The sequence below is a fragment of the Azospira sp. I09 genome (assembly GCF_009177135.1).
GTDB classification, from domain to species: Bacteria; Pseudomonadota; Gammaproteobacteria; order Burkholderiales; family Rhodocyclaceae; genus Azospira; species Azospira oryzae.
The window spans coordinates 3271833-3292581 of sequence record NZ_AP021844.1 but is presented as its reverse complement, the minus strand read 5'-3'; the positions used below and the strand labels follow the sequence as shown (position 1 = coordinate 3292581).

Below are 20749 nucleotides of genomic sequence, written 5' to 3'. Positions count from 1 at the left end.
GCCCCAACTGCCACACTCAGACCATCCGCCCACGCCTTCGCATCGACCCCGGCCCATGTCCTCCGACTCCTTCTTCCATTCCTTCCGCGACGTCGGCCTCTCGGCCAACGACAGCGAGGAGATGCGCCTCAACAAGTCCCTGCTGATTTTCGCCACGGGCCTCATCAGCGCCGCCTCCATGCTCTGGCTGCTGCTCTACTGGCAACTGGGGCCGCGCTTCTCCTCCACCATCCCCTTCATCTTCCAGCTGCTGCTCACCGGCAACCTGTTGCTCTACTTCAAGACCCGCAATTTCACCCTGTTCCGCACCACCCAGCTGGGGCTGTTCCTGTTCATGCCCTTCGTTGCCCAGTGGAGCATGGGCAACTTCATCACCGCCTCGGGCATCAGCCTGTGGGGCCTGCTGGCGCCCATCGGCGCCATCCTGTTTTTCGGCGTGCGGGAATCCCTGGCCTGGTTCATCGCCTACCTGTTCCTCACCGCCCTCTCCGGCTTCTTCGACTTCTACCTGGCCGACATGGCGGCCATGGAAGCCAGCCACGTGCCCCTGCGCACCAGCATCTTCTTCTTCGCCCTCAACTTTGCCGCCGTCTCCAGCATCGTCTATCTGCTGCTGCGTTTTGCCACCCTGGAGAAGCAGAAGCTGCAGGAACGCATGGTGGAGGCCCACGCCCTGCTCCAGGCGGAACAGGAACGCTCGGAACGGCTGCTGCTGAACATCCTGCCGGGGGCCGTGGCGGAACGGCTGAAACACAGCAACCAGACCATCGCCGACGGCTTTGCCGATGTCACGGTGATGTTCGCCGACATCGTCAATTTCACCAAGGTGGCGGAGGGCCTGTCGCCCCAGCAGGTTTTCTCCATGCTCAACCGCATCTTCTCCTCCTTCGACGAACTGGCCGAAGCCTACGGCCTGGAGAAGATCAAGACCATCGGCGACGCCTACATGGTGGCCGGCGGCCTCAGTCAGGAGCGGGAGGAGTATTCCGACGCCATCGCCGACCTGGCCCTGGCCGTGCGCGATCTGCTGCACCGGGATTTCGAGGTGAACCGCATGCACCTGGAAGTGCGCATCGGCATCGGCACCGGGCCGGTGGTGGCCGGCGTGGTGGGCAAGAAAAAGTTCATCTACGATCTGTGGGGCGACACGGTCAATATCGCCAGCCGCATCACCACGGAAGGCGTGCCCGGCATGATCCAGGTGGATGAAACCACCTACCGTCGCCTGCGGGACCGCTACGATTTCTACGAGCCCCAGACCCTCTATCTCAAGGGCAAGGGCAACATGACGGTGTACCGGCTGGCCGGCAAGCGCAGCGACGGCGGCACCGGCAGCAGCCTCGGCGCCGTGCCGACCGAGGTCACCGGCTGAGGGGACGCAGGCTGAAGCACACCCGGCCCGGCTCGTTGGCGGCCAGGCACAGTTCGTAACCGCTCTCGGCCGCCAGGCGCCCGGCCTGGTAGAGACCGATGCCCAGCCCGTGGGCCGAGCTCACCGGCGCCCGCCCCAGTTCCGCCGCCAGCTCAGGCGGCACCGGACTGCCCGAGTCCTCCACCTGCAGCTCCAGACCCGCCCCGTCCGCCCCGGGCAGCAGGCGTGCCTCGATGCGCAGGTCCATTTCCCTGGCGGCCTTGCTCAGGGCGTTCTGCAGCAGGTTCTCCGCCACCATGTCGAACAGCCCGGCAGGCAGGGGCTGCTCGCCCCCGCGCCAAGCAGTAAAGGTCACTGCCTCGCCGCTGTAGCGCTGGCCCAGGGCCGTCCACCAGCTACCGGCAGCGGGCTCCTCACCGTCGGCGGCGGGCCGCTGCTCCAGCTTGTCCAGGGCCTGGCGCAGACGCTGGGTGATCAGGGGCAGCTGGCGCTGCATCAGGGCCTGGAAAGCCTCGGCATCGTCCGCTTCCGCCTGTTCGGCCGCATGGCAGAGATTGGTCAGGGACTGCAGCAGGTTTTTCACGTCGTGGGTGAGACGGGCGCCCGTCTCATGCACGGCCTGGATGTAGCTCATCTGCTGCAGGGCCCGGCCCCGCAGCTTGGCCAGGTAGAACTCGGCCAGCAGCCGCAGCAGCAGATGAAAATGCAGCATCAGGGCCGGCGACAGCTTGTGCCGGGTGAACAGGGTCACGTTCAGGGGCGGACATTCGAAGCGCTGGGAGAAGGCGCCGTCGGCCAGCCCGAAGGCGCCGTGCCGGTGTTCCGCCGCCCAGGTGCCGCCCAGGACCCAGGGCAGGGCCAGCATCTCCTCCAGGGTCTGGCCGAGGAAACGTTCCGGATCGACCTCGAACTCGGCATGGTAGGTGAGGCGCCGCATCCACTGCTCGAAGGGCAGGGCCACGCTCAGGACGTAACGGGAAAAAAGCACGCCGAAGCCGGAAAAGCCGCCCCGGGGGTCCCAGGCCCAGGCCAGCAGGAACAGCAGGCCGGCCATGATGAACACGGTGGAGGCCACTGCCACGCCATAGCCGCTGCGGTCTAGCAGCATGAAGGCCAGGGTGCCCAGCACCAGCACGGCCAGCAGGAGAAAGACGAACAGGCTGTAGACGAAGTCCACCATCTCGGCCCGGCGCGGGGGCGCTTCCTCCCGGGAGCGGGGCCACACCAGCATGGACAGCAGCAGCAGAGGCAGGGCGTAGATGAACACGGGGCTGAGGGCCGGATCCACGGCCATTTCCCGGGGCACCACCTGGGGCACCTGCCAGGCCAGCAGGGCGCCCAGCAGATAGCCGAAGGCCAGGAGCAGGAAAATGCGCTGGCGCCGGCGGCGGACAAAGAGGACCCGGCCGCCCACCAGGGCCGAGAGGATGGCGGTCCAGAAGATCAGCAGCCAGTCGTTGAGGCCCAGGGTCAGCAGCAGGATGCCGGCTCCCATCAGGGCCAGTTCGGCCACACTGAGTCGACGGCCGGTTTCGACGAAAGGCTGCCAGAGGATCAGCAGGCCGATGTGGGCCAGCCACAGGCCCCGCCCCCAGGGCTGCTCCGGTCCCACCGCGAGGGCCACATGGTAGAGGCCGAGGAGCGCCACCAGCAGGCTCTCGGGGCCCAGGGCAAGACGGGTTCTGGCTAGCACGGCCCCTCCCGCGACAGGAACGGGTGACGATTCTCCGACGGGTGCGTCAAGAATTTGACACTTTTCGGCGCTTTCCCGTCAGAATTGCACCCATAATGCCTTCCAGGCCCATGGCATATGATGTGCTTGGAAAAAGCAGACGCATTTTCAAATTGGAAGGAGACCGCCATGTCCGCACGCCAAAAAGGCTTCACCCTGGTTGAGATTGCCATTGTACTCGTCATCATCGGCCTGCTTCTGGGCGGGGTGCTGAAGGGTCAGGAACTGATCAACAGCGCCAAGGTGAAAAATTTCATCAACGACTTCAAGACCGTCCCCCTCTTCATCTACGGCTACCAGGACAAGTACCGGGCTCTGCCGGGCGACGACCGGGACGTGGCCACCCACCTGGGTTCCGCCGCCACCAACGCCAGCGTGACCCTGCTCACCGTCACCTCCACCACCCAGGGTAACGGCCGCATCGAAGGCAACTACAACTCCACCACGGCCACCGACGAGAGCGTCGCCTTCTGGCAACAGGTGCGCCTGGCCAACCTGGCGGCCGGCAATGCCAACTTCACCGATCCGGCTGCCGCCATGCCCACCAACGCCGACGGCGGCCGCCTGGGCATCCAGAGCACCAGCCCCATCACCGGCATGACCGGCTCCTACTTTGTCTGTTCCGAAGGCATCCAGGGCAAGTTCGCCAAGCAGATCGACATCACCCTGGACGACGGCAACACCGCCACCGGCTCCGTGCGCGTGGCTTCCGGCACCTATGCCGGCACCGCCCTGACCGCCGTGCCCACCACCGGCACCGGCGGCATTCAGGACAACAACACCTATATCGTCTGCACCGCCTTCTAAGACCAGCTTCACCAGGGAAAAAGGGCACCTGCGGGTGCCCTTTTTCTTGTCAGCCCTTGAGCAGGCGCAGTTCCGCCGCTTCCAGGCTGGCCACCGAGCCCAGCAGCACCACCACGTCTCCTTCCCGGAAACGGGTTTCCGGCAGGGGCTCCAGGGCCCGAATGTCGCGCCGGCGCACGGCACTGATCTCGACACCGAAGTAGGCCAGATTCAGCTCCTCCAGGCTGCGTCCCACCGCATAGGCACCGACCCCCAGGGCCACCGAATGCAGGCGGAACTGCTGGGTTTCGCTGAGATCGCTGTCCCGGTCGGAAAGACCGTGGAAGAAGCCCCGCAGCAGGCGATAACGCTGGCCCCGGATGTCCCGGATCATCTTCAGCACCCGGTTCATCGGCACCCCGAGCAGCACCAGGGCATGGGAAGCCAGCATGATGCTGGCCTCCAGGGATTCGGGCACCACTTCCGCCGCCCCCGCCCGGCTCAGGGTGTCCATGTCGGACTCATCGATGGTCCGCACCACCACCGGCAGGTCCGGCTTCAGCTCCTGCACATGGTGCAGCACTTTTTCTGCAGCAATGGTGTTGGCGAAGCTGACGATGACCACGCTGGCCCGGGACACCCCGGCCGCCACCAGGGTCTCGCGCCGGGCGGCATCGCCATAGACCACCGTCTCGCCGGCCGCCGCCGCTTCCCGCACCCGCTCCGGGTCCAGGTCCAGGGCCACGTAGGAAATGTTCTCCCGGGACAGGAAGCGGGCCAGGTACTGGCCGCTGCGGCCGAAGCCGCAGATGATGGCGTGCTTCTCCGTACTCATGGTCTGGGCCGCGATCTTGGTCAGCTCCATGGAACGCATCAGCCACTCGCTGGCGGCGAAGCGCAGCACCAGCTTGTCGCTGTAGAGCACGATCAGGGGCGCCAGCAGCAGGGACAGCACCAGGGCCGTCAGCACCACCTGCAGCACGGCCTCCGGCACCAGGCTGGAGGCGCTGATTTCGGTCAGCAGCACAAAGCCGAATTCACCGCCGGCGCACAACCACAGGCCCACCCGCATGGCGTTGCCCGGCGTCGCCCCGAAGCTGCGGGAGAGGGCGGCAATCAGGCCGAACTTGCCCAGCAGCAGGATGGCCAGGGCCAGCAGCACCCAGGGCAGGTAGTCGAGCACGGCCCCCACGTCCAGGAGCATGCCCACGGTGACGAAGAAGAGCCCCATCAGCACGTCGCGGAAGGGCTTTATGTCCTCCTCCACCTGGTAGCGGTACTCGGTTTCCGAAATCAGCATACCGGCGACGAAGGCCCCCAGGGCCAGGGAGAGGCCGGCCATTTCGGTGATGTGGGCCAGCCCCAGGGTGATGAGCAGCACATTGAGCATGAACAGCTCGGCGGACTTGCCCCGGGCGACGATGTAGAACCAGCGCCGCATCAGCTTCTGCCCGAGGAACAGCACCAGGCTCAGCACCACCGCCGCCTTGCCCATGGCCCAGGCGATCTCCAGGGCCATTTCCCCCGGCGGCCGGGAAAAGGCGGGAATCAGGATCAGCAGGGGCACCACCGCCAGATCCTGGAACAGCAGCACGCCGATGACGTCGCGACCGTGGGGCGACTCCAGCTCCAGGCGCTCGGCCAGCAGCTTGGACAGCACGGCGGTGGAGGACATGGCAAAGACGCCGCCCAGGGCCACCCCGGCCTGCCAGCCCAGGCCGGTACCGACGCTAAGGCCGACGGCGAGGACGATGGTCAGCAGCACCTGCATCAGCCCCAGGCCGAACACCACCCGTTTCATGGCGTAGAGCTTGGGCAGGGAGAATTCCAGGCCGATGGAGAACATCAGGAACACCACCCCGAATTCGGCCAGGTGCTCGGCGCCGCTCACATCCTTGATGAAGTTCAGGGCATGGGGGCCGATGAGCACGCCCACCAGGAGATAGCCCAGGATCGGCGGCAGCCCGAGGCGACGGAACAGGGTCACCACCAGGACGGCAGCGGCAAGCAGCAGCAGGACCAGTTGCAGGGAATTCATGGGCCGATAGGGGGAAGGCGGGCGGATGGGCGGAAAACCGCGCCCCGCCGGGCTTCACTGGCAGGGGTGGTATACTTCGCACAATCATAACCGCTGCCATCCCATGAACCAAACTTCCGCCCTCAACCCGGCCGCCGTGCTCGAACTAGCCCGCCAAGTCCTGCGCATCGAGGCCGATGCCGTCGCCGCCCTGAGCGAGCGACTGGACGACGACTTCCTGAAGGCGGTCAGCCTCATCCTCAATTGCTCCGGCCGAGTCATTGTCAGCGGCATCGGCAAGTCTGGCCACGTGGGCCGCAAGATCGCCTCCACCCTGGCCAGTACCGGCACGCCGGCCTACTTTGTGCACCCGGCGGAAGCCAGCCACGGCGACCTAGGCATGATCCTGCGCCAGGACGTGCTGATCGCCCTTTCCAATTCCGGCGAAAGCACCGAATTGCTGGCCATCGTCCCCATCATCAAGCGGCAGGGCGCCAAGCTCATCGCCATGACAGGCAACGTCAAGTCCGCCCTGGCCAAGGAGGCCGACGCCCATCTGGACGCAGCGGTGGCCCAGGAGGCCTGCCCCCTCAACCTGGCGCCGACGGCCAGCACCACCGCGGCCCTGGCCCTGGGCGATGCCCTGGCGGTGGCCCTGCTCGACGCCCGCGGTTTTGGCCCGGAAGACTTCGCCCGCTCCCATCCCGGCGGTTCCCTGGGCCGGCGCCTGCTGACCCATGTACGGGATGTCATGCGCGCCGGCGCAGCAGTGCCCCAGGTCTCCCTCCAGGCCAGCCTGGCCGAAGCCGTGCTGGCCATTTCCAAGGGCGGCCTCGGCATGACTGCGGTGGTGGATGCCCAGCAGCGCATCCAGGGCATCTTCACCGATGGCGACCTGCGCCGCGCCTTCGAACGGGACGTGGACCTCAAGTCGGTGCCCATCACTGCCGTCATGACCGCCAATCCGCGCTGCATCGGGGTGGACAAGCTGGCGGTGGAAGCCGTGGAAATGATGGAGCGGCACAAGATCAACCAGCTCTTGGTGGCCGACAGCGAAGGCCGCCTGCAGGGCGCCCTCAACATGCACGACCTGTTCCAGGCCAAGGTGATCTGATGAACGCCGCCACCAATCTCAAGCTGATGGCCTTCGATGTGGACGGCGTCCTCACCGACGGCGGCCTCTACTACACGGAAGACGGCAAGGAACTCAAAGTCTTCAACACCCTGGACGGCCACGGCCTGAAGATGTTGCAGAAATCCGGCGTGCGCCTGGCCATCATCACCGGGCGCAAGTCCGGCTGCGTCGCCGCCCGCGCCGCCAACCTGGGCATCGACCTGCTGTTCCAGGGCGTGGAGGACAAGCGCCAGGTCATGACCGAGCTGCTGCAGCGGGAAGGCCTGACCTTCGCCGAAGCCGGCTACATGGGCGACGATGTGGTGGACCTGCCCATCATGCGCGCCTGCGGCTTCTCCGCCGCCCCGGGCAACGCCCACGACTTCGTCAAGCGCCATGCCGGCTACGTCTGCCGCCAGCAGGGCGGCCATGGCGCCGTGCGCGAAGCTTGCGAACATCTCCTGCAGGAACGGGGCCAGCTGCAGGCCTTGCTCGACGCCTACCTGCAATGAAACGTCTGGAACGCTTCGCCAGCGCCCTCTTCCCCATCGTCCTGCTGGGCAGCCTGACTGCGGCCACCTTCTGGCTGGCCAAGGCCACCCAGCTGCCGGAGCCGGATCACAGCGGCAAGTTCCGTCACGACGTGGACTACTTCATCGACGACTTCACCATGAGCCGGATCGATAAGCAGGGCCAGCTGCGCCATGTGATGACGGCCAAGCGCCTGGACCATTATCCGGACACGGACGAGTCCGATGTGGTCAAACCGGTGGCCAAGTTCATCAAGCCCGGGCGCCCCGTGGTCACCATGAGCAGCGACACCGGCCACATCAACAGCGACGCCAGCGAAGTGCTGCTGAAAGACAATGTCCGCGTTGTCCGCGACCCATTCAAGGACCGGGAAGCCATGATCGCCACCGGTCCCGACCTGACCATATTCCCCGACTCTGAAACTGCACAGACCAAGAGTCCGGTGGAAATGGTCCAGGGCAAGTCCTGGCTCAAGGGGACCGGCCTGCAAGTGGATAACGCCACCATGAACTCCATTCTTGAATCCCGGGTCACCGGCCAATTCGCCAGCAAACATGAAAAGCGCTGACATGATCAATCGCCGCCTCGCCGCCCTCCTGGGCGCCCTCAGCCTTGCCGCCGCCATGCCGGCCCACGCCGAAAAGGCGGACCGGGAAAAGCCGGTGAACCTGGAAGCCGACCGGGTCACTGTGGACGACGCCAAGAAGGTGCACGTCTTTGACGGCAACGTCACCCTGACCCAGGGCACCCTGGTCATCCGCGGCGACCGCATCGTCGTCACCCAGGACGATGCCGGCTTCCAGAAGGGCGTGGCCACCGGCAATCCGGCCAAGTTCAAGCAGAAGCGCGAAGGCCGGGACGACTACGTGGAAGGCATCGCCCTGCGCATCGAGCACAACGCCAAGACGGAAAAGACCGAGCTTTACGACAAGGCCTGGGTCAAGAGCGGCCAGGACGAGGTCAAGGGCCATTACATCCAGTACGACTCCCTCACCGAGCAGTACTTGGTCACCGCCTCCAAGATGCCCGGCGAGGCCAGCCCCGGCGTGCCGCCGGGCCGGGTGCGGGCCATCATCCAGCCGAAGAACAAGGACACCGAATCACAACAAGGAGCTACGGGGAGCCGGGAATCGCTCACCCTGAAGCCCGCCATTTCCCTACCATCGCGCAAGGAGTAAAGCCTCGTGACTTACGAGTACATCATCGCTGAAGCCAAGGGCCGCGTCGGCCTCATCACCCTCAACCGCCCCAAGGCCCTCAACGCCCTGTGCGACCCCCTGGTGGATGAACTGGGCGACGCCCTCACCGAATTCGAAGCCGACGAGAACATCGGCTGCATCGTCATCACCGGCTCCGACAAGGCCTTCGCCGCCGGCGCCGACATCAGCATGATGAAAGACTTCTCCTATATGGACGCCTACAAGGGCGACTACATCACCCGCAACTGGGAGAAGGTGAAGACCTGCCGCAAGCCCGTCATCGCCGCCGTTGCCGGCTACGCCCTGGGCGGCGGCTGCGAACTGGCCATGAGCTGCGACTTCATCATCGCCGCCGACAGCGCCCAGTTCGGCCAGCCCGAAGTGAAGCTGGGCATCCTGCCCGGCGCCGGCGGCACCCAGCGTCTGCCCCGTGCCGTGGGCAAGGCCAAGGCCATGGACCTGTGCCTGTCCGCCCGCATGATGGATGCCACCGAAGCCGAGCGCGCCGGCCTGGTCTCCCGCATCGTGCCCGCCGACAAGCTGCTGGAGGAAGCCCTCGGCGCCGCCGAGAAGATCGCCTCCTACTCCCTGCCGGTGGTGATGATGATCAAGGAGAACGTGAACCGGGCCTTCGAAAGCAGCCTCAATGAAGGCCTGCTCTTCGAGCGTCGCCAGTTCCATGCCGCCTTCGCCCTGGAAGACCAGAAGGAAGGCATGGCTGCCTTCGTCGAGAAGCGCAAGCCCGCCTTCAAGCATCGCTGACCTCACCTCCCGGGGCGCGCCGCCGCCCCGGGGCGCCCCCTCCGCGGCAGGCCCCCGCCCCGCCGCAAAGCCTCCATCCCCAGGCTCTCCCAACGACTGTTAAGCCACTGTTTTCAAAGCAAAGAAAATTTTTTGTGCGACGCACAAAAAATGCTTGACAGAAATCTGTCGCTCCCTATAATTGGCTCTACATGTTGCAGCGCAACAACCGGCCGCAGTCAGAAAAGCCAGTCCCGCCTTGCTCTGCGAGTGTTCCCACACTGACTTTCTAGGAGATGACCATGACCACTTTCGCTACCCCCGAGCAGTTCGCCGCCGCCAACAAGGCCACCGTTGATTCCCTGCTGGCCCTGGCCAACACCGCTTTCGCCAGCGCCGAGCGCATCGCCGCCCTGAACCTGCACACCGCCCGCGCCGTCATCGAAGACAGCGTCGCCAACACCAAGGCCCTGCTGGGTGCCAAGGATGCCCAGGAAGCCATCTCCCTGCAGGCCTCCATCGCCCAACCCAACGTCGAGAAGGCCGTGGCCTACTCCCGCAGCGTCTATGAAATCGCCGCCCAGACCCAGGAAGAACTGACCAAGGTCGTGGAAGCCCAGTTCAACGAATTCAACAAGAACGTGGCCGGCCTGCTGGACAAGGTTTCCAAGACCGCCCCCGCCGGTTCCGATGTGGCCGTGGCCGCCGTCAAGTCCGCCATCGCCGCTGCCAACTCCGCCTACGACAGCATGAACAAGGCTGCCAAGCAGGTTGCCGAAATCGCTGAAGCCAACGTGGCTGCCGCCACCAACGCTACCGTGAAGGCCGTCGGCGCCACTTCCGCCGCCGCCTCCGCTGCCAAGAAAAAGACCGCCTAAGGCGAACAGCACCGAAACCCCGGCCTTGCGCCGGGGTTTTTTTCGTTGTGGCCGGCGACATGTGATGGTCATATAGTATTTGCTATACTGGCTTCATCCGGCGCCGCTGCCGAGGCAGTGGAATTCGACCCAAGGCCGTACTAACAACAATACCGGGCCGATATTCAACCAGCAGGATTATTCCCTTATATCTCAACGCTAAGCGGAGGATTTCCCAATGACCAACCCGAATATCGAACAGCTTACCGCCGCCCAGAAAGCCAACGCTGAAGTGATGGTGGCCCTGGTGCACACCGCCTTCAACGGCGTGGAAAAAATCGCCGAACTGAATCTGGCTGCTGCCCGTGACTTCCTCAACTCTTCCGTCAACGGCACCCAAACTTTGCTGGGCGCCAAGGACGTGCAGGAAGCCGCCAAGCTGCAGAGCACCCTGGCCCAGCCCAATCTGGAAAAGGTCACGGCCTACTACCGCAACCTGTACGAGCTGATCACCGCGACCCAGAAGGAAGTGACCGATCTGATGGAACAGCACTACAACCAGCTGTCCCAGAAGGCCACCTCCGCCATCGAGAAGACCTCCGCCTCCGCTCCCGTGGGCGGCGACGTGGTGGCAGCGGCCATGAAGTCCATGCTGTCCGCCTCCACCCAGGCCTTCGACCACTTCACCAAGATGGCCAAGCAGATGGCCGACATCGCCGATGCCAACGTGGCCGTGGCTTCCAACGCCACCGCCAAGGCCGTGGGCGCTGCCAGCAAGGCAGCTGCCAAGAAGTAAGATCTGCCGCGGGCGTTCCCCGCTTGGCGAGCACAACCCCGGCCATGGCCGGGGTTTTTTATTGCCGCAAGCGAAGCTGAAACCGGGGGCCGAAATCCCCCGCAAAACCGCTCAACCCGCTCAACCCGCTCAGTCCGGACTCAGTCGCGCCACACCCAGGTGATGCCGCGGCGCTCCACCTCGCCTTGGATTTCCGCCATGGCCCGCTCCACCTGTTCCGGCTGTCCTTCCACTCCCAGTTCCAGGTGGCGGCGCACACCGTCCTGGGTCAGGGACGGCAGGGAAAACAGGCGCAGCTCCGGGTACTCGGCGACGATGCGCTCCATCAGGTCCAGCAGGGCGCTTTCGTAGGCCCTGTCGCCGGTGAGGAGGAAGGCCTTCTCCTCCTTGGGCGCCCGGTTGAAGAGATGGGCATAGAAGGTGTCCAACACCCACTCCACCATGGGATGGGCCATCTGGGGAAAGCCCGGCACGAAGTAATGCTCCTTCACCATGAAACCGGGAATGCGGTTGAAGGGATTGGGAATGATGCGGCTGCTGGCCGGGAAGGTGCCCAGCAGCAGGCGCTGGGGCGTGATGTCGTCGCCGAAGCGGACACGGATCTCCGCCTCCGCCTCCGGGCTCAGCACCAGCTCCTCCCCCAGGGCCGCGGCGGCGGCCTGGCGGGTGTGGTCGTCCGGCGTGTTGCCGATGCCGCCGAAGGAGAACACCGCCTCGCCGCTGGCGAAGCTGCGCTTCAGGGTTTCCGTCAGGCGGGCCCGGTCGTCCCCCAGGTACTGCACCCAGGACAACTGCAGCCCCCGGGCGCCGAGCAGTTCGGCCACCTTGGCGAAGTGTTTGTCCTGGCGTTTGCCGGAGAGGATTTCGTCGCCGATGATGAGGGCGCCGAAGCGCGTGGCTTGGGCAGTCTGGGAAACGGAAGCAGTCATGGGTCCTCGCGTCGTTGAGGTCGTAAAGGATGAAAATCAGCGCAGGAAGCGGTCGGTGGGCACGGGCTCTTCCACCACCACCGCATCGACGGTCACCACGGCCCCGCCGCGCAGCTGGCGCAGGCTTTCCAGGCCGAAGTGGATGTACAGCAGGGCGCCCAGGGCCGGGGTCAGCAGGCCCAGTACCGGCACATGGGCCAGCAGGGCCAGGAGAATGCCCAGGCCCAGCAGGGGCGTGGCCCGGCGCTCCCGGATCAGGCGCCACTCGTCGTCGGTGGCGTGCATGGCCAGGGCGTCGTAGGCAAAGGTCTTGCGGTTGAGCCAGGCCATCCAGAACAGGGGCAGCACCAGGCCCAGGCCGGGGATCAGCCACAAGGGCAGGGTCAGCAGCCAGCCGGCGATGAACAGCAGGGCGGCCCAGACGCTGTTCCAGGCACCGGCGAAGAAGCTGTCCTTGCCCATGGCCGCCACCTCCGGGTAATCCCGGGCGGCCACCACCTGCAGCAGGATGGGCATGATGAACACCGCCGCCAGCACCATGGCGGTGAGATAGGAGAGGGCCAGGATCACCAGCCAGCCGCCGCCGGCGGCCAGCAGCTTGGCCAGCCACACGGCGCCCCAGCCGGAGAGCCAGCTCATGGGGGGCTGCTCGAGGAACCAGGCGGAGAGCTGGTCCAGCACCAGGAAGGTCAGCGTCAGCCACACCGCCAGGGCGGCCACGGCGGGGGACAACACCAGCCACCAGACGCGGCGGCGGGAGAGGGTACCGAGGCTGCGGACCAGGGCGAGGATCATTTCGGGCATTCGGGCATCCTATTTTTTTGCCACAGAGGGCACAGAGATCACCGAGGGGTCGCACTCCGCCTTAGCTGCCGGAGCGGTTGCAAACCGCACCTACCCTGTAAACCAATACTGAAGCCAATCTCCACCATGCATGGCGGAAGAGTGGCGCCCCTATTACCTCCCAGGGCAGAGGCATTTTCTCTCTGTATTCTCCGTGCCCTCTGTGGCTAATCGTCTTTCAACCGTACTGTATTCCTTCCCACAGCTTCTGCAGACGCTTCACCGACACGGGCACCGGCGTCTTCAGTTCCTGAGCGAAGAGATTGACCCGCAGTTCTTCCAGCAGCCAGCGGAACTGCTCCAGTTGGGGATCGCTGACGCCCTGTTTGGCCAACTGCAGGGCGCGGCGTTCGTACTGGGTCCACAGGGTGCTGTAGTCCGCCAGCAGTTGAACGTCCCGGGCCGGGTTGGCCTTGAGCTTGTCCAGGCGCATGGCCGCTGCCTTGAGGTAGCGGGGGAAGTGCTGCAGGCGCTCGAAGGGCGTTTCCAGCACGAAGCGTTTGTGGATGAGGCGGCCGATCTGCTTCTCGATGTCCTGCACCGCGCCGGGAAAGGCCTTGAAGGCCGGCAGCTTTTTCACCAGGGCCTGCCACTCGGTCAGCACCAGACCCACCAGGCGGCAGATTTCCTGGGCCAGCAGACCCAGGCGGTTCTTGCCTTCGGCGCAGCGGGCCTTGAATGATTCCGCATCTTCCGGCCAGGGCTCCACCAGGCAGGCCCGCTCGAAAATCACCGACACCAGTTGCTGGCGCAGGTCGTCGGAAGAACCCAGGCTCATGAACTGCATGGCCATCTGGGTCAGGCCCGGCAGGTTCTTCTCGAAGTACTTCACCTGCTCCTTCAGCTGCAGCTGGAAGAGGCGGGAGAGGCCCAGGCGGTGGGCCGCCAGGGCTTCCTCCTGGGAGTCGTACACGCGCAGGGAAACGGTCTCGCCGTCTTCCGTCAGGCCCGGGTAGCCGATCACCATCTGGCCGCCCACGGCCACTTCCATCAGCTCCGGCAGCTTGCCGAAGGTCCAGTCGGTGAGGCCCGTGAATTCGCTGGGGGTCTCGTGCAGCTCCTGGAATTCCTGGCGCGCCTCCCGGCCCCATTCGCCGCGGAGCTGGGCCAGGCTGCGGCTCATGTCCAGCTGGCGGCCATGCTCATCCACCAGTTTGAAGTTCATGGAGAAGTGGGCCTGCAACTCGCCGGGGCGGAAGGCATCGGGCGTCACCGCCCAGCCCCGGGCATTGAGGCCCCGGGATTCGAAAATGAAGTCGATGAGGGGGGCGATGATGCCCGGCGCCATGCGCTTCTCGTCGTTGCCCACCCAGGCGATGAACTCTTCGGCGAACTCGGGCACCGGCACCAGCTTGGCGCGAATGCGCTGGGGCAGGGTCTTCACCAGCTGCACCACCTTCTCCTTCAAGAGGCCGGGCACCAGCCACTCGCAGCGGTTGGCGGGCACCTGATTGAGCTGGGCCAGGGGCAGCACCAGGGTGACGCCGTCCCGGGGGCTGCCGGGCTCGAAGTGGTAGGTGAGGGCGTAGTCCACACCGGAGAGGCGCATCTGGGGCGGGAAGGCATCGGTGGTGACCCCGGCCGCCTCGTGGCGCATCAGGTCTTCCTTCTGCAGGAAGAGCAGTTTCTGGTTCTCCCGCTCCGCCTCCTTGCGCCACTTGTCGAAGTCGGCGCCGTTGTAGATGCCCGAGGGAATCAGGTGGTCGTAGAAGGCGAAGATCAGTTCGTCGTCCACCAGCACGTCCTGGCGGCGCTGCTTGTGTTCCAGGTTCTCGATGTCCCGGATGGCCTTCTGGTTGTGCTGGTAGAAAGGCCAGCGGCGCACGAAGTCCTCGTTGATCTCGCCGCCCACCAGCCCCTGGCGGATGAAGAGCAGGCGCGCCTCTTCCGGGTTCATGGGGCCGAAGTTCACCCGCTTCTTGGGATTGACGACGATGCCGTGCAGGGTGGAGCGCTCGTAGGCCACGGCCTGCATGGCCTTCTTCTCCCAATGGGGGTCGAAGTAGCTCTTGCGGATCAGGTGGGCGCCTACCTCCTCCAGCCACTCCGGCTCGATGCGGGCGAGGCAGCGGGCGTAGAGCTTGGTGGTTTCCGTCAGCTCGGCGCAGACCACCCACTTGCCCGCCTTCTTCTGCAGGGGCGAGCCCGGGTGAATGAGGAAGCGGATGCCCCGGGCCCCCAGGTAGTGGCTGCTGTCGTCGGACTTGCAGCCGATGTTGCCCAGGAGGCCCGTCAGCAGCGCCTTGTGGATGGGCTCGTAGGTGGCGGCAATCTCGTTCTCGCGCCAGCCCAGCTCGGTGACCATGGCGTGAATCTGGTTGTACACCTCCCGCCATTCGCGCATGCGCAGGTAGGAGAGGAAGCGCTCCTTGCAGGCCTCGGCCAGCTTGCGCCCGGAGAGGTGTCGGGCCTGTTCCTCGAACCAGTGCCACAGCTTCAACCAGGAGAGGAATTCGGACTTCTCGTCGGCGAACTGGCGGTGCTTTTCATCCGCCGCCTGCAGCCGCTCCTGGGGACGCTCCTTGGGGTCCTGCACCGAGAGGGCGGCGGCGATGACCAGCACTTCCTTGAGGCAGCCCCGGTCCCGGGCGGCCACGATCATGCGGGCGATGCGCGGGTCCAGGGGCAGCTTGGCCAGGCCCCGGCCCACGTCGGTGAGGCGGTTGTCCTCGTCCAGCCCGCCCAGTTCCTGCAGCAGGGAATAGCCATCGTTGATGGCCTTGGGCGGCGGCGCCTCGATGAAAGGGAAGCTCTCCACGTCGGTGAGCTTCAAGGCCTTCATGCGCAGGATCACCCCGGCCAGGGAGGAACGCAGGATTTCCGGATCGGTGAATTCGCCCCGGGCGTTGAAGTCGGCCTCGTCGTAGAGGCGGATGCAGACCCCCGCCGCCACCCGGCCGCAACGGCCCGCCCGCTGCCGCGCCGCGGCCTGGGAGACCCGCTCCACCTGGAGCATTTCCACCTTGTTGCGGTAGGAGTAGCGCTTCACCCGGGCCAGGCCCGTATCCACCACGTAGCGGATGCCCGGCACGGTGAGGGAGGTTTCCGCCACGTTGGTGGCCAGCACCACCCGGCGGCCGCCGCCGGTCTTGAAGACCCGGTCCTGCTCCGCCGCCGAGAGGCGGGAGAACAGCGGCAGGATTTCCGGCTGGGGGCCGGGGAAGTGGTGCTTGCGCAGGGCTTCGGCCGCCTCCCGGATTTCCCGCTCGCCGGGGAGGAACACCAGCACGTCTCCCGGGCCTTCCCGGCCCAGTTCGTGGACCGCGTCCACGATGGCGTCGTAGAGATCCCGCTCCTCCTGGTCTTCCTCCAGGGGCGTCACCGGGCGGTAGCGCACCTCCACCGGGTAGAGGCGGCCGGAGACTTCGATCACCGGCGCCGGTTTGCCGTGCTGGGCGAAGTGCTGGGCGAAGCGCTCTGCGTCGATGGTGGCGGAGGTGATGATGACCTTGAGGTCCTTGCGCTTGGCCAGCAGCTGCTTCAGATAGCCCAGCAGGAAGTCGATGTTGAGGCTGCGCTCGTGGGCCTCGTCGATGATGATGGTGTCGTAGGCGTTGAGGTAGGGATCAGTCTGGGTCTCCGCCAGCAGGATGCCGTCGGTCATCAGCTTCAAATAGGACTGGGGCCCGCTGCGGTCCTGGAAGCGGATTTTCACCCCCACGCCGGCCCCGATCTGGGTCTGCAGCTCCTGGGCCACCCGGGCCGCCACGGAGCGGGCCGCCAGACGCCGGGGCTGGGTATGGCCGATCAGTCCCGCCGCCCCCCGGCCCAGTTCCAGGCAGATCTTGGGCAGCTGGGTGGTCTTGCCGGAGCCGGTCTCGCCGCAGACGATGACCACCTGGTTCTGCTCGATGAGAGCCTTGATCTCCTCCCGCCGCCCGTTGACCGGCAGGTCCTCCGCATATTCCGGTTTGGGCAGGCGCCCTGCCCGCTCGGCACAGGCGGCGCGGGAGCGGGCCAGCAGGGCCTCGTAGTCGGCCTTGGCCTTCTCGGCATGGGGACCGGGCTGGCCGGCGCTGCGGGAAAGGGCGCGCAGACGGGGACGATCCTGGGTCAGGCAGTCGGCAAAGGCGGGCGGAGCGGAACGGGGGAGGGACACAATCGGGGGGTGAAAAAATTGCAAGGCGGTATTTTGGCACAAGGACCTGTTTCCCTTGGCAGAGTCTCGCGGAATTACACACTTGCTTGCCCGGACAAAAGTGGAATCTTGTCGGCAGCAACAAAGTTGCATGCCAATAAAAACCTGCCGGCCACGGTCGGCGGAATCACCACGGGGGAAACCATGTTCAAGACCATGAGTCTCAAGGGGCGGCTGACCGTCTCCCTGCTTGTCACGCTGATCGGCCTCATCGTTCTCGGCACCTTCCAGGCCCTGCATCTCAAACAGCAGTTGCTGGCCGACCGCAAGGCCACCCTGGAAACGGCCATCGACATTGCCATGACCGCCATCGTGGATATCCAGGCCCAGGAAGCCAAGGGAGCCATGGGCCGGGAAGAGGCCCAGACCCTGGCCAAGGCGGTGATCCGCAGCATGCGCTACCAGGGCAAGGAATACTTCTACATCTACGACAGCAAGGGCATGGGGGTGATGCACCCGGTCCGTCCCGAATATGAAGGCAAGAGCCACTGGGACCGGCAGGACAAGTCCGGCGCCTACACGGTGCGCAACCTGATCAAGGTGGCCCTGGACAAGAGCGGCTACACCGAAACCATGACCGCCAAGCCGGGCAGCGACGTGCAGGTGCCCAAGCTGCAGTACCTGCAGCATTTCCCCGCCTGGGACTGGGTGGTGGGGACCGGCCTCTACATCGACGACCTGGACACCCTCTTCTACCAGCAGCTGCGCCTGGTGGCCCTGATCATCGTGCTGGTGGTGCTGGCCGTGGGCGCCCTCTCCTGGGCCCTGGCCCGGGCCACCCTGGGCCAGATCGGCGGCGAGCCGGCCGAGGCGGTCACCGCCATCCGGGCCGTGGCCGGCGGCGATCTCACCGTTTCCCTCGGCAACGCCCGGGACGAAAGCATGCTGGGCGAACTGAACCGCCTGGTGCAGGTGCTGCGCCAGATGATCGGCGAAATCGCCCAGGGCGCCGGCCAGGTAGCCAGTTCCGCCCAGGAGATCAACAGCACCGCCACCCGGGTGGCAGACTCGGCGGCAACCGAGACGGAAGCGACCCAGAACATGGCCGCCGCCATGGAGGAACTGACGGTTTCCATCACCCACGTTTCCGACAACGCCCGGGACACGGAACAGCACGCCAGCAACGCGGCTGAACTGGCCGGCGTCGGCGAGAAGAGCGTGGACACCACCGCCGCCAACATTGCCACCATGGCGGACACCATGGGCAAGGCGGCGGAGCAGGTGCGGGCCCTCACCGACAACGCCCAGGAAGTGGCCCGGGTGGCCCAGGTGATCAAGGAGATCGCCGGCCAGACCAACCTGCTGGCCCTCAACGCCGCCATCGAGGCGGCCCGGGCCGGCGAACAGGGCCGGGGCTTCGCCGTGGTGGCCGACGAGGTGCGGGTGCTGGCGGAGCGGACGGAAAAGGCCACGGTGGAAATCTCCTCCATCGTCAGCCGCATCCAGGACGAAACCCTGACCGCTGCCCAGGTCATGGACGCGGCCCTGCCGGAAGCGGAAAAGGCCAAGGAAGCCGCCGCCGAAACCTCGGAGCTGCTGCACCGCATCGCCGCCGGTTCCGAATCCGCCCGCTCCCTGGTGCGGGAAGTGGCCGACTCCACCCGGGAACAGAGCGAGGCCAGCACCGCCCTGGCCCAGCAGGTGGAGCGCATCGCCCACCAGGTGGAAGAAACCAGCGAGAGCATGCAGCACACCGCAGCAGCCGCCAGCGCCCTGGAAGCGACGGCCCAGGCCCTCAATCAGGCCACGGCCCGCTTCCGCATCTAACCCGCCATTTCAGGCCGCCACCCGGGGCAGCCCACCGCCCGGCCAGGGCAGGGGCTGCCACAGGCGCGCCTCGAACATGGCGATGAGGCGCTGCACCGCGGGCCATTCACCGCTGGCGCCGGTCAGCGCCACCCACTCCACCTCAGGCAGGGGCGGCAGCCCCTCGGTGTGACGTTGCAGGCCGTCGCCGAGCAGGCTTAGCGGCAGGGGAGAAACCGCCAGGCCGGCCCGCAACACGTGGCGGATGCCGGTGTGGCTGTGACCGGCAAAGGCCAGACGCCAGGGGATGCCGGCCTGGGTCAGGGCCGCCTGGGCGACGACGCGGAAAATGCAGCCTTCGTGAAACAGGGCCAGGGGCAAAGGCCGCTCCGCTACCGCGCTGCTGTGGGCACCGCCGGCCCAGACCATGGGCTCCCGCCACAGGGTACGGCCCGCCGCCGTCGGCCGCTCGCCGATGCGCTTGATGAGGGCCATGTCCAGTTCGCCGGCCTCGACCCGGGCCGCCAGGCGGGCCGAAAGATCACACTCCAGAGCCAGCTTGACCCGGGGATAGGCGCTGTGGAATTCCGCCACCACGCTGCCCAGGTCCCGCTCCATCACTTCCTCCGCCAGCCCCACCCGCAGGCTGCCCGCCAGGTCCGCCTCGGAAAAGCAGCCGATGGCCTCATCGTTGAGGCACAGGATGCGGCGGGCGTAGTCGAGCAGCAGCAGCCCCTCCTCCGTCACCCCCTCCAGCCGCCCCTGGGAGCGCACCAGGAGGGGCTTGCCCACCTGCTCCTCGAGCCGCTTGATCTGCAGGCTGATGGCCGATTGGGTACGGCCCAGGCGGGTCGCCGCCAGGGAAAAGCTCGCTGCCTCCGCCGTCGCCACCAGGGCACGCAGCAGGTCCATGTCGAGATGTCGGGCCATCATTTCTCCTGAAAATATTGATTCGATATTTATTAATTTATCAAATATTCCACACCCCGGTAGGGTTGGGCCCGTCGTCTTCACCACGCCCCAGGAGCCCGCCATGAACGCCATCGCCCCGCCGCTGCCCGCCGGCATTGCCGCCGCCCCCTCCCGTACCCGGGTCCTGATCGCCGGCATCGCCTTCAGCGTCATCTGGAGTTCGGCCTTCGTCGCCGGCCGCATCGGCCTCGACCACGCCGCTCCCCTGACCCTGCTGGCCATCCGCTTCCTGGCCGCCGGCCTGCTCTTCGCCCTGCTGGCCCGGGCCGGCGGCCGCAGCCTGCGCCTGCCGGCCATGGCCGGACGCGCCCTGCTGGCGGGTCTGCTGTGCAATGCAGCCTATCTGGGCCTAGCCTACTGGGGCATGCAAAGTGTGCCCACCGCCCTCACTGCCGTCCTGGTCAGCTCCTGCCCCCTGCTCACCCTGCTAATGGCTGCCGCCCTGGAAGGGGAACGGCTGACGCCCCTGCGGCTGGCCGGCATCCTCCTGGGCATGGGCGGCGTGCTGTGGATCACCCGCCACCGGCTGACGGTGGAACAGCTGGAGCCCCTGTATCTGACGGCCATTGGTGCCGGTACGCTGGCCCTGGCCCTGGGCACGGTATTGAGCAAGAAGGTGGCGGCGGGGCAGGACCTGATCTCGACCATCACACTGCAGTTCATGGCCAGCGGCCTGGTGCTGCTGCCCCTGGCCTGGGGCCTGGAAGGCTTCCGCCTGGAGGCCCACCCGGCCCTGTGGGGCAGTCTGGCCTACAGCGTCGCCGTCTCCCTGGCCAGCACCCTGCTCATGCTGTGGCTGCTGCGCCACGGCCAGGCCAGTTCGGCCAGCAGCTTCCACTTTCTCAATCCATTCTTCGGCACCCTATTCGCCGTCACCCTGCTGGGCGAAACCATGTACGCCGACGACCTGCTGGGGGTGCTGCCCATCGCACTGGGCATCGCCCTGGTGGCATGGAAGCGCTAAATAACTCAGGCA

Annotated in this window: 17 protein-coding genes; 11 read left to right on the top strand and 6 right to left on the bottom strand. The window is 66.1% G+C overall.

Features of this window, described 5'->3' with window-relative positions; genetic code table 11:
• Nucleotides 1-55 precede the first annotated feature (55 nt).
• Nucleotides 56-1372, top strand: coding sequence for an adenylate/guanylate cyclase domain-containing protein (locus AZSP09_RS15485; protein ID WP_014236482.1), 1317 nt, complete (start codon nt 56-58; stop codon nt 1370-1372).
• On the opposite strand, the gene AZSP09_RS15480 is transcribed toward AZSP09_RS15485, so the two are convergent.
• A complete protein-coding gene (locus AZSP09_RS15480; RefSeq protein ID WP_014236481.1) occupies nt 1362-3065 on the bottom strand; it encodes an ATP-binding protein in 1704 nt (567 codons plus the stop codon). The genes AZSP09_RS15485 and AZSP09_RS15480 overlap by 11 nt on opposite strands.
• Before the next feature lie 168 nt (nt 3066-3233).
• Between AZSP09_RS15480 and AZSP09_RS15475 the strand changes: the two genes are divergently transcribed.
• Entirely contained in the window at nt 3234-3911 is a 678-nt protein-coding gene (locus AZSP09_RS15475) for a prepilin-type N-terminal cleavage/methylation domain-containing protein (RefSeq protein WP_152090540.1), read from the top strand.
• A 49-nt stretch (nt 3912-3960) separates the two neighbouring features.
• Here AZSP09_RS15475 and AZSP09_RS15470 read toward each other — a convergent pair whose 3' ends face one another.
• Complete coding sequence (locus AZSP09_RS15470) at nt 3961-5928, bottom strand: monovalent cation:proton antiporter family protein (protein ID WP_152090539.1); 1968 nt, start codon at nt 5926-5928, stop codon at nt 3961-3963.
• A 103-nt stretch (nt 5929-6031) separates the two neighbouring features.
• Here AZSP09_RS15470 and AZSP09_RS15465 point away from each other — a divergent pair, with 103 nt between their 5' ends.
• The 7 genes from AZSP09_RS15465 to AZSP09_RS15435 all read left to right on the top strand — a co-directional run bounded on the left by AZSP09_RS15465 (nt 6032) and on the right by AZSP09_RS15435 (nt 11145).
• Nucleotides 6032-7021 (top strand): KpsF/GutQ family sugar-phosphate isomerase, encoded by a 990-nt coding sequence (locus tag AZSP09_RS15465; RefSeq protein WP_152090538.1) that lies wholly within the window; start codon nt 6032-6034, stop codon nt 7019-7021.
• Nucleotides 7021-7533 carry a KdsC family phosphatase gene (locus tag AZSP09_RS15460; RefSeq protein ID WP_152090537.1) on the top strand — a complete coding sequence of 171 codons (513 nt, stop codon included), beginning with the start codon at nt 7021-7023 and terminating at the stop codon, nt 7531-7533. Before AZSP09_RS15465 ends, AZSP09_RS15460 begins: the two co-directional genes overlap by 1 nt.
• Nucleotides 7530-8120 carry an LPS export ABC transporter periplasmic protein LptC gene (gene lptC / locus AZSP09_RS15455; protein WP_152090536.1) on the top strand — a complete coding sequence of 197 codons (591 nt, stop codon included), beginning with the start codon at nt 7530-7532 and terminating at the stop codon, nt 8118-8120. The genes AZSP09_RS15460 and lptC overlap by 4 nt, the downstream gene beginning before the upstream one ends.
• Before the next feature lies 1 nt (nt 8121).
• On the top strand, nt 8122-8730 hold the full coding sequence (gene lptA / locus AZSP09_RS15450; protein ID WP_152090535.1) for a lipopolysaccharide transport periplasmic protein LptA: 609 nt from the start codon (nt 8122-8124) through the stop codon (nt 8728-8730).
• 6 nt (nt 8731-8736) lie between these two features.
• Entirely contained in the window at nt 8737-9513 is a 777-nt protein-coding gene (locus AZSP09_RS15445) for an enoyl-CoA hydratase (protein WP_014236474.1), read from the top strand.
• Between the two features lie 281 nt (nt 9514-9794).
• Nucleotides 9795-10370, top strand: coding sequence for a phasin family protein (locus tag AZSP09_RS15440; protein ID WP_014236473.1), 576 nt, complete (start codon nt 9795-9797; stop codon nt 10368-10370).
• A 217-nt stretch (nt 10371-10587) separates the two neighbouring features.
• Nucleotides 10588-11145 (top strand): phasin family protein, encoded by a 558-nt coding sequence (locus AZSP09_RS15435; protein WP_014236472.1) that lies wholly within the window; start codon nt 10588-10590, stop codon nt 11143-11145.
• Nucleotides 11146-11285: 140 nt separating this feature from the next.
• Here the strand turns inward: AZSP09_RS15435 and AZSP09_RS15430 are convergent, their stop codons facing one another.
• The 3 genes from AZSP09_RS15430 to hrpA all read right to left on the bottom strand — a co-directional run bounded on the left by AZSP09_RS15430 (nt 11286) and on the right by hrpA (nt 17016).
• Nucleotides 11286-12074 (bottom strand): competence/damage-inducible protein A, encoded by a 789-nt coding sequence (locus AZSP09_RS15430; protein ID WP_152090534.1) that lies wholly within the window; start codon nt 12072-12074, stop codon nt 11286-11288.
• Nucleotides 12075-12110: 36 nt separating this feature from the next.
• Complete coding sequence (locus AZSP09_RS15425) at nt 12111-12878, bottom strand: EI24 domain-containing protein (protein ID WP_152090533.1); 768 nt, start codon at nt 12876-12878, stop codon at nt 12111-12113.
• Nucleotides 12879-13095: 217 nt separating this feature from the next.
• Nucleotides 13096-17016 (bottom strand): ATP-dependent RNA helicase HrpA, encoded by a 3921-nt coding sequence (hrpA, locus tag AZSP09_RS15420; RefSeq protein ID WP_232058808.1) that lies wholly within the window; start codon nt 17014-17016, stop codon nt 13096-13098.
• Nucleotides 17017-17142: 126 nt separating this feature from the next.
• Here hrpA and AZSP09_RS15415 point away from each other — a divergent pair, with 126 nt between their 5' ends.
• Nucleotides 17143-18822 carry a methyl-accepting chemotaxis protein gene (locus tag AZSP09_RS15415; protein WP_152090531.1) on the top strand — a complete coding sequence of 560 codons (1680 nt, stop codon included), beginning with the start codon at nt 17143-17145 and terminating at the stop codon, nt 18820-18822.
• Nucleotides 18823-18831: 9 nt separating this feature from the next.
• On the opposite strand, the gene AZSP09_RS15410 is transcribed toward AZSP09_RS15415, so the two are convergent.
• Nucleotides 18832-19731 carry a LysR substrate-binding domain-containing protein gene (locus AZSP09_RS15410; RefSeq protein ID WP_172974778.1) on the bottom strand — a complete coding sequence of 300 codons (900 nt, stop codon included), beginning with the start codon at nt 19729-19731 and terminating at the stop codon, nt 18832-18834.
• Nucleotides 19732-19834: 103 nt separating this feature from the next.
• Between AZSP09_RS15410 and AZSP09_RS15405 the strand changes: the two genes are divergently transcribed.
• Nucleotides 19835-20737, top strand: a complete 903-nt coding sequence (locus AZSP09_RS15405; protein WP_172974777.1) for a DMT family transporter — start codon at nt 19835-19837, stop codon at nt 20735-20737.
• The last annotated feature ends 12 nt before the right edge of the window (nt 20738-20749 follow it).

Excerpts from the sequence above, each read along its gene's own strand:
- AZSP09_RS15485 (WP_014236482.1), top strand. The coding sequence starts at position 56 with ATGTCCTCCGACTCCTTCTTCCATTCCTTCCGCGACGTCGGCCTCTCG.
- AZSP09_RS15475 (WP_152090540.1), top strand. The coding sequence starts at position 3,234 with ATGTCCGCACGCCAAAAAGGCTTCACCCTGGTTGAGATTGCCATTGTA.
- AZSP09_RS15470 (WP_152090539.1), bottom strand. The coding sequence starts at position 5,928 with ATGAATTCCCTGCAACTGGTCCTGCTGCTGCTTGCCGCTGCCGTCCTG.
- AZSP09_RS15465 (WP_152090538.1), top strand. The coding sequence starts at position 6,032 with ATGAACCAAACTTCCGCCCTCAACCCGGCCGCCGTGCTCGAACTAGCC.
- AZSP09_RS15460 (WP_152090537.1), top strand. The coding sequence starts at position 7,021 with ATGAACGCCGCCACCAATCTCAAGCTGATGGCCTTCGATGTGGACGGC.
- lptC (WP_152090536.1), top strand. The coding sequence starts at position 7,530 with ATGAAACGTCTGGAACGCTTCGCCAGCGCCCTCTTCCCCATCGTCCTG.
- lptA (WP_152090535.1), top strand. The coding sequence starts at position 8,122 with ATGATCAATCGCCGCCTCGCCGCCCTCCTGGGCGCCCTCAGCCTTGCC.
- AZSP09_RS15440 (WP_014236473.1), top strand. The coding sequence starts at position 9,795 with ATGACCACTTTCGCTACCCCCGAGCAGTTCGCCGCCGCCAACAAGGCC.
- AZSP09_RS15435 (WP_014236472.1), top strand. The coding sequence starts at position 10,588 with ATGACCAACCCGAATATCGAACAGCTTACCGCCGCCCAGAAAGCCAAC.
- AZSP09_RS15430 (WP_152090534.1), bottom strand. The coding sequence starts at position 12,074 with ATGACTGCTTCCGTTTCCCAGACTGCCCAAGCCACGCGCTTCGGCGCC.
- AZSP09_RS15425 (WP_152090533.1), bottom strand. The coding sequence starts at position 12,878 with ATGCCCGAAATGATCCTCGCCCTGGTCCGCAGCCTCGGTACCCTCTCC.
- AZSP09_RS15410 (WP_172974778.1), bottom strand. The coding sequence starts at position 19,731 with ATGGCCCGACATCTCGACATGGACCTGCTGCGTGCCCTGGTGGCGACG.
- AZSP09_RS15405 (WP_172974777.1), top strand. The coding sequence starts at position 19,835 with ATGAACGCCATCGCCCCGCCGCTGCCCGCCGGCATTGCCGCCGCCCCC.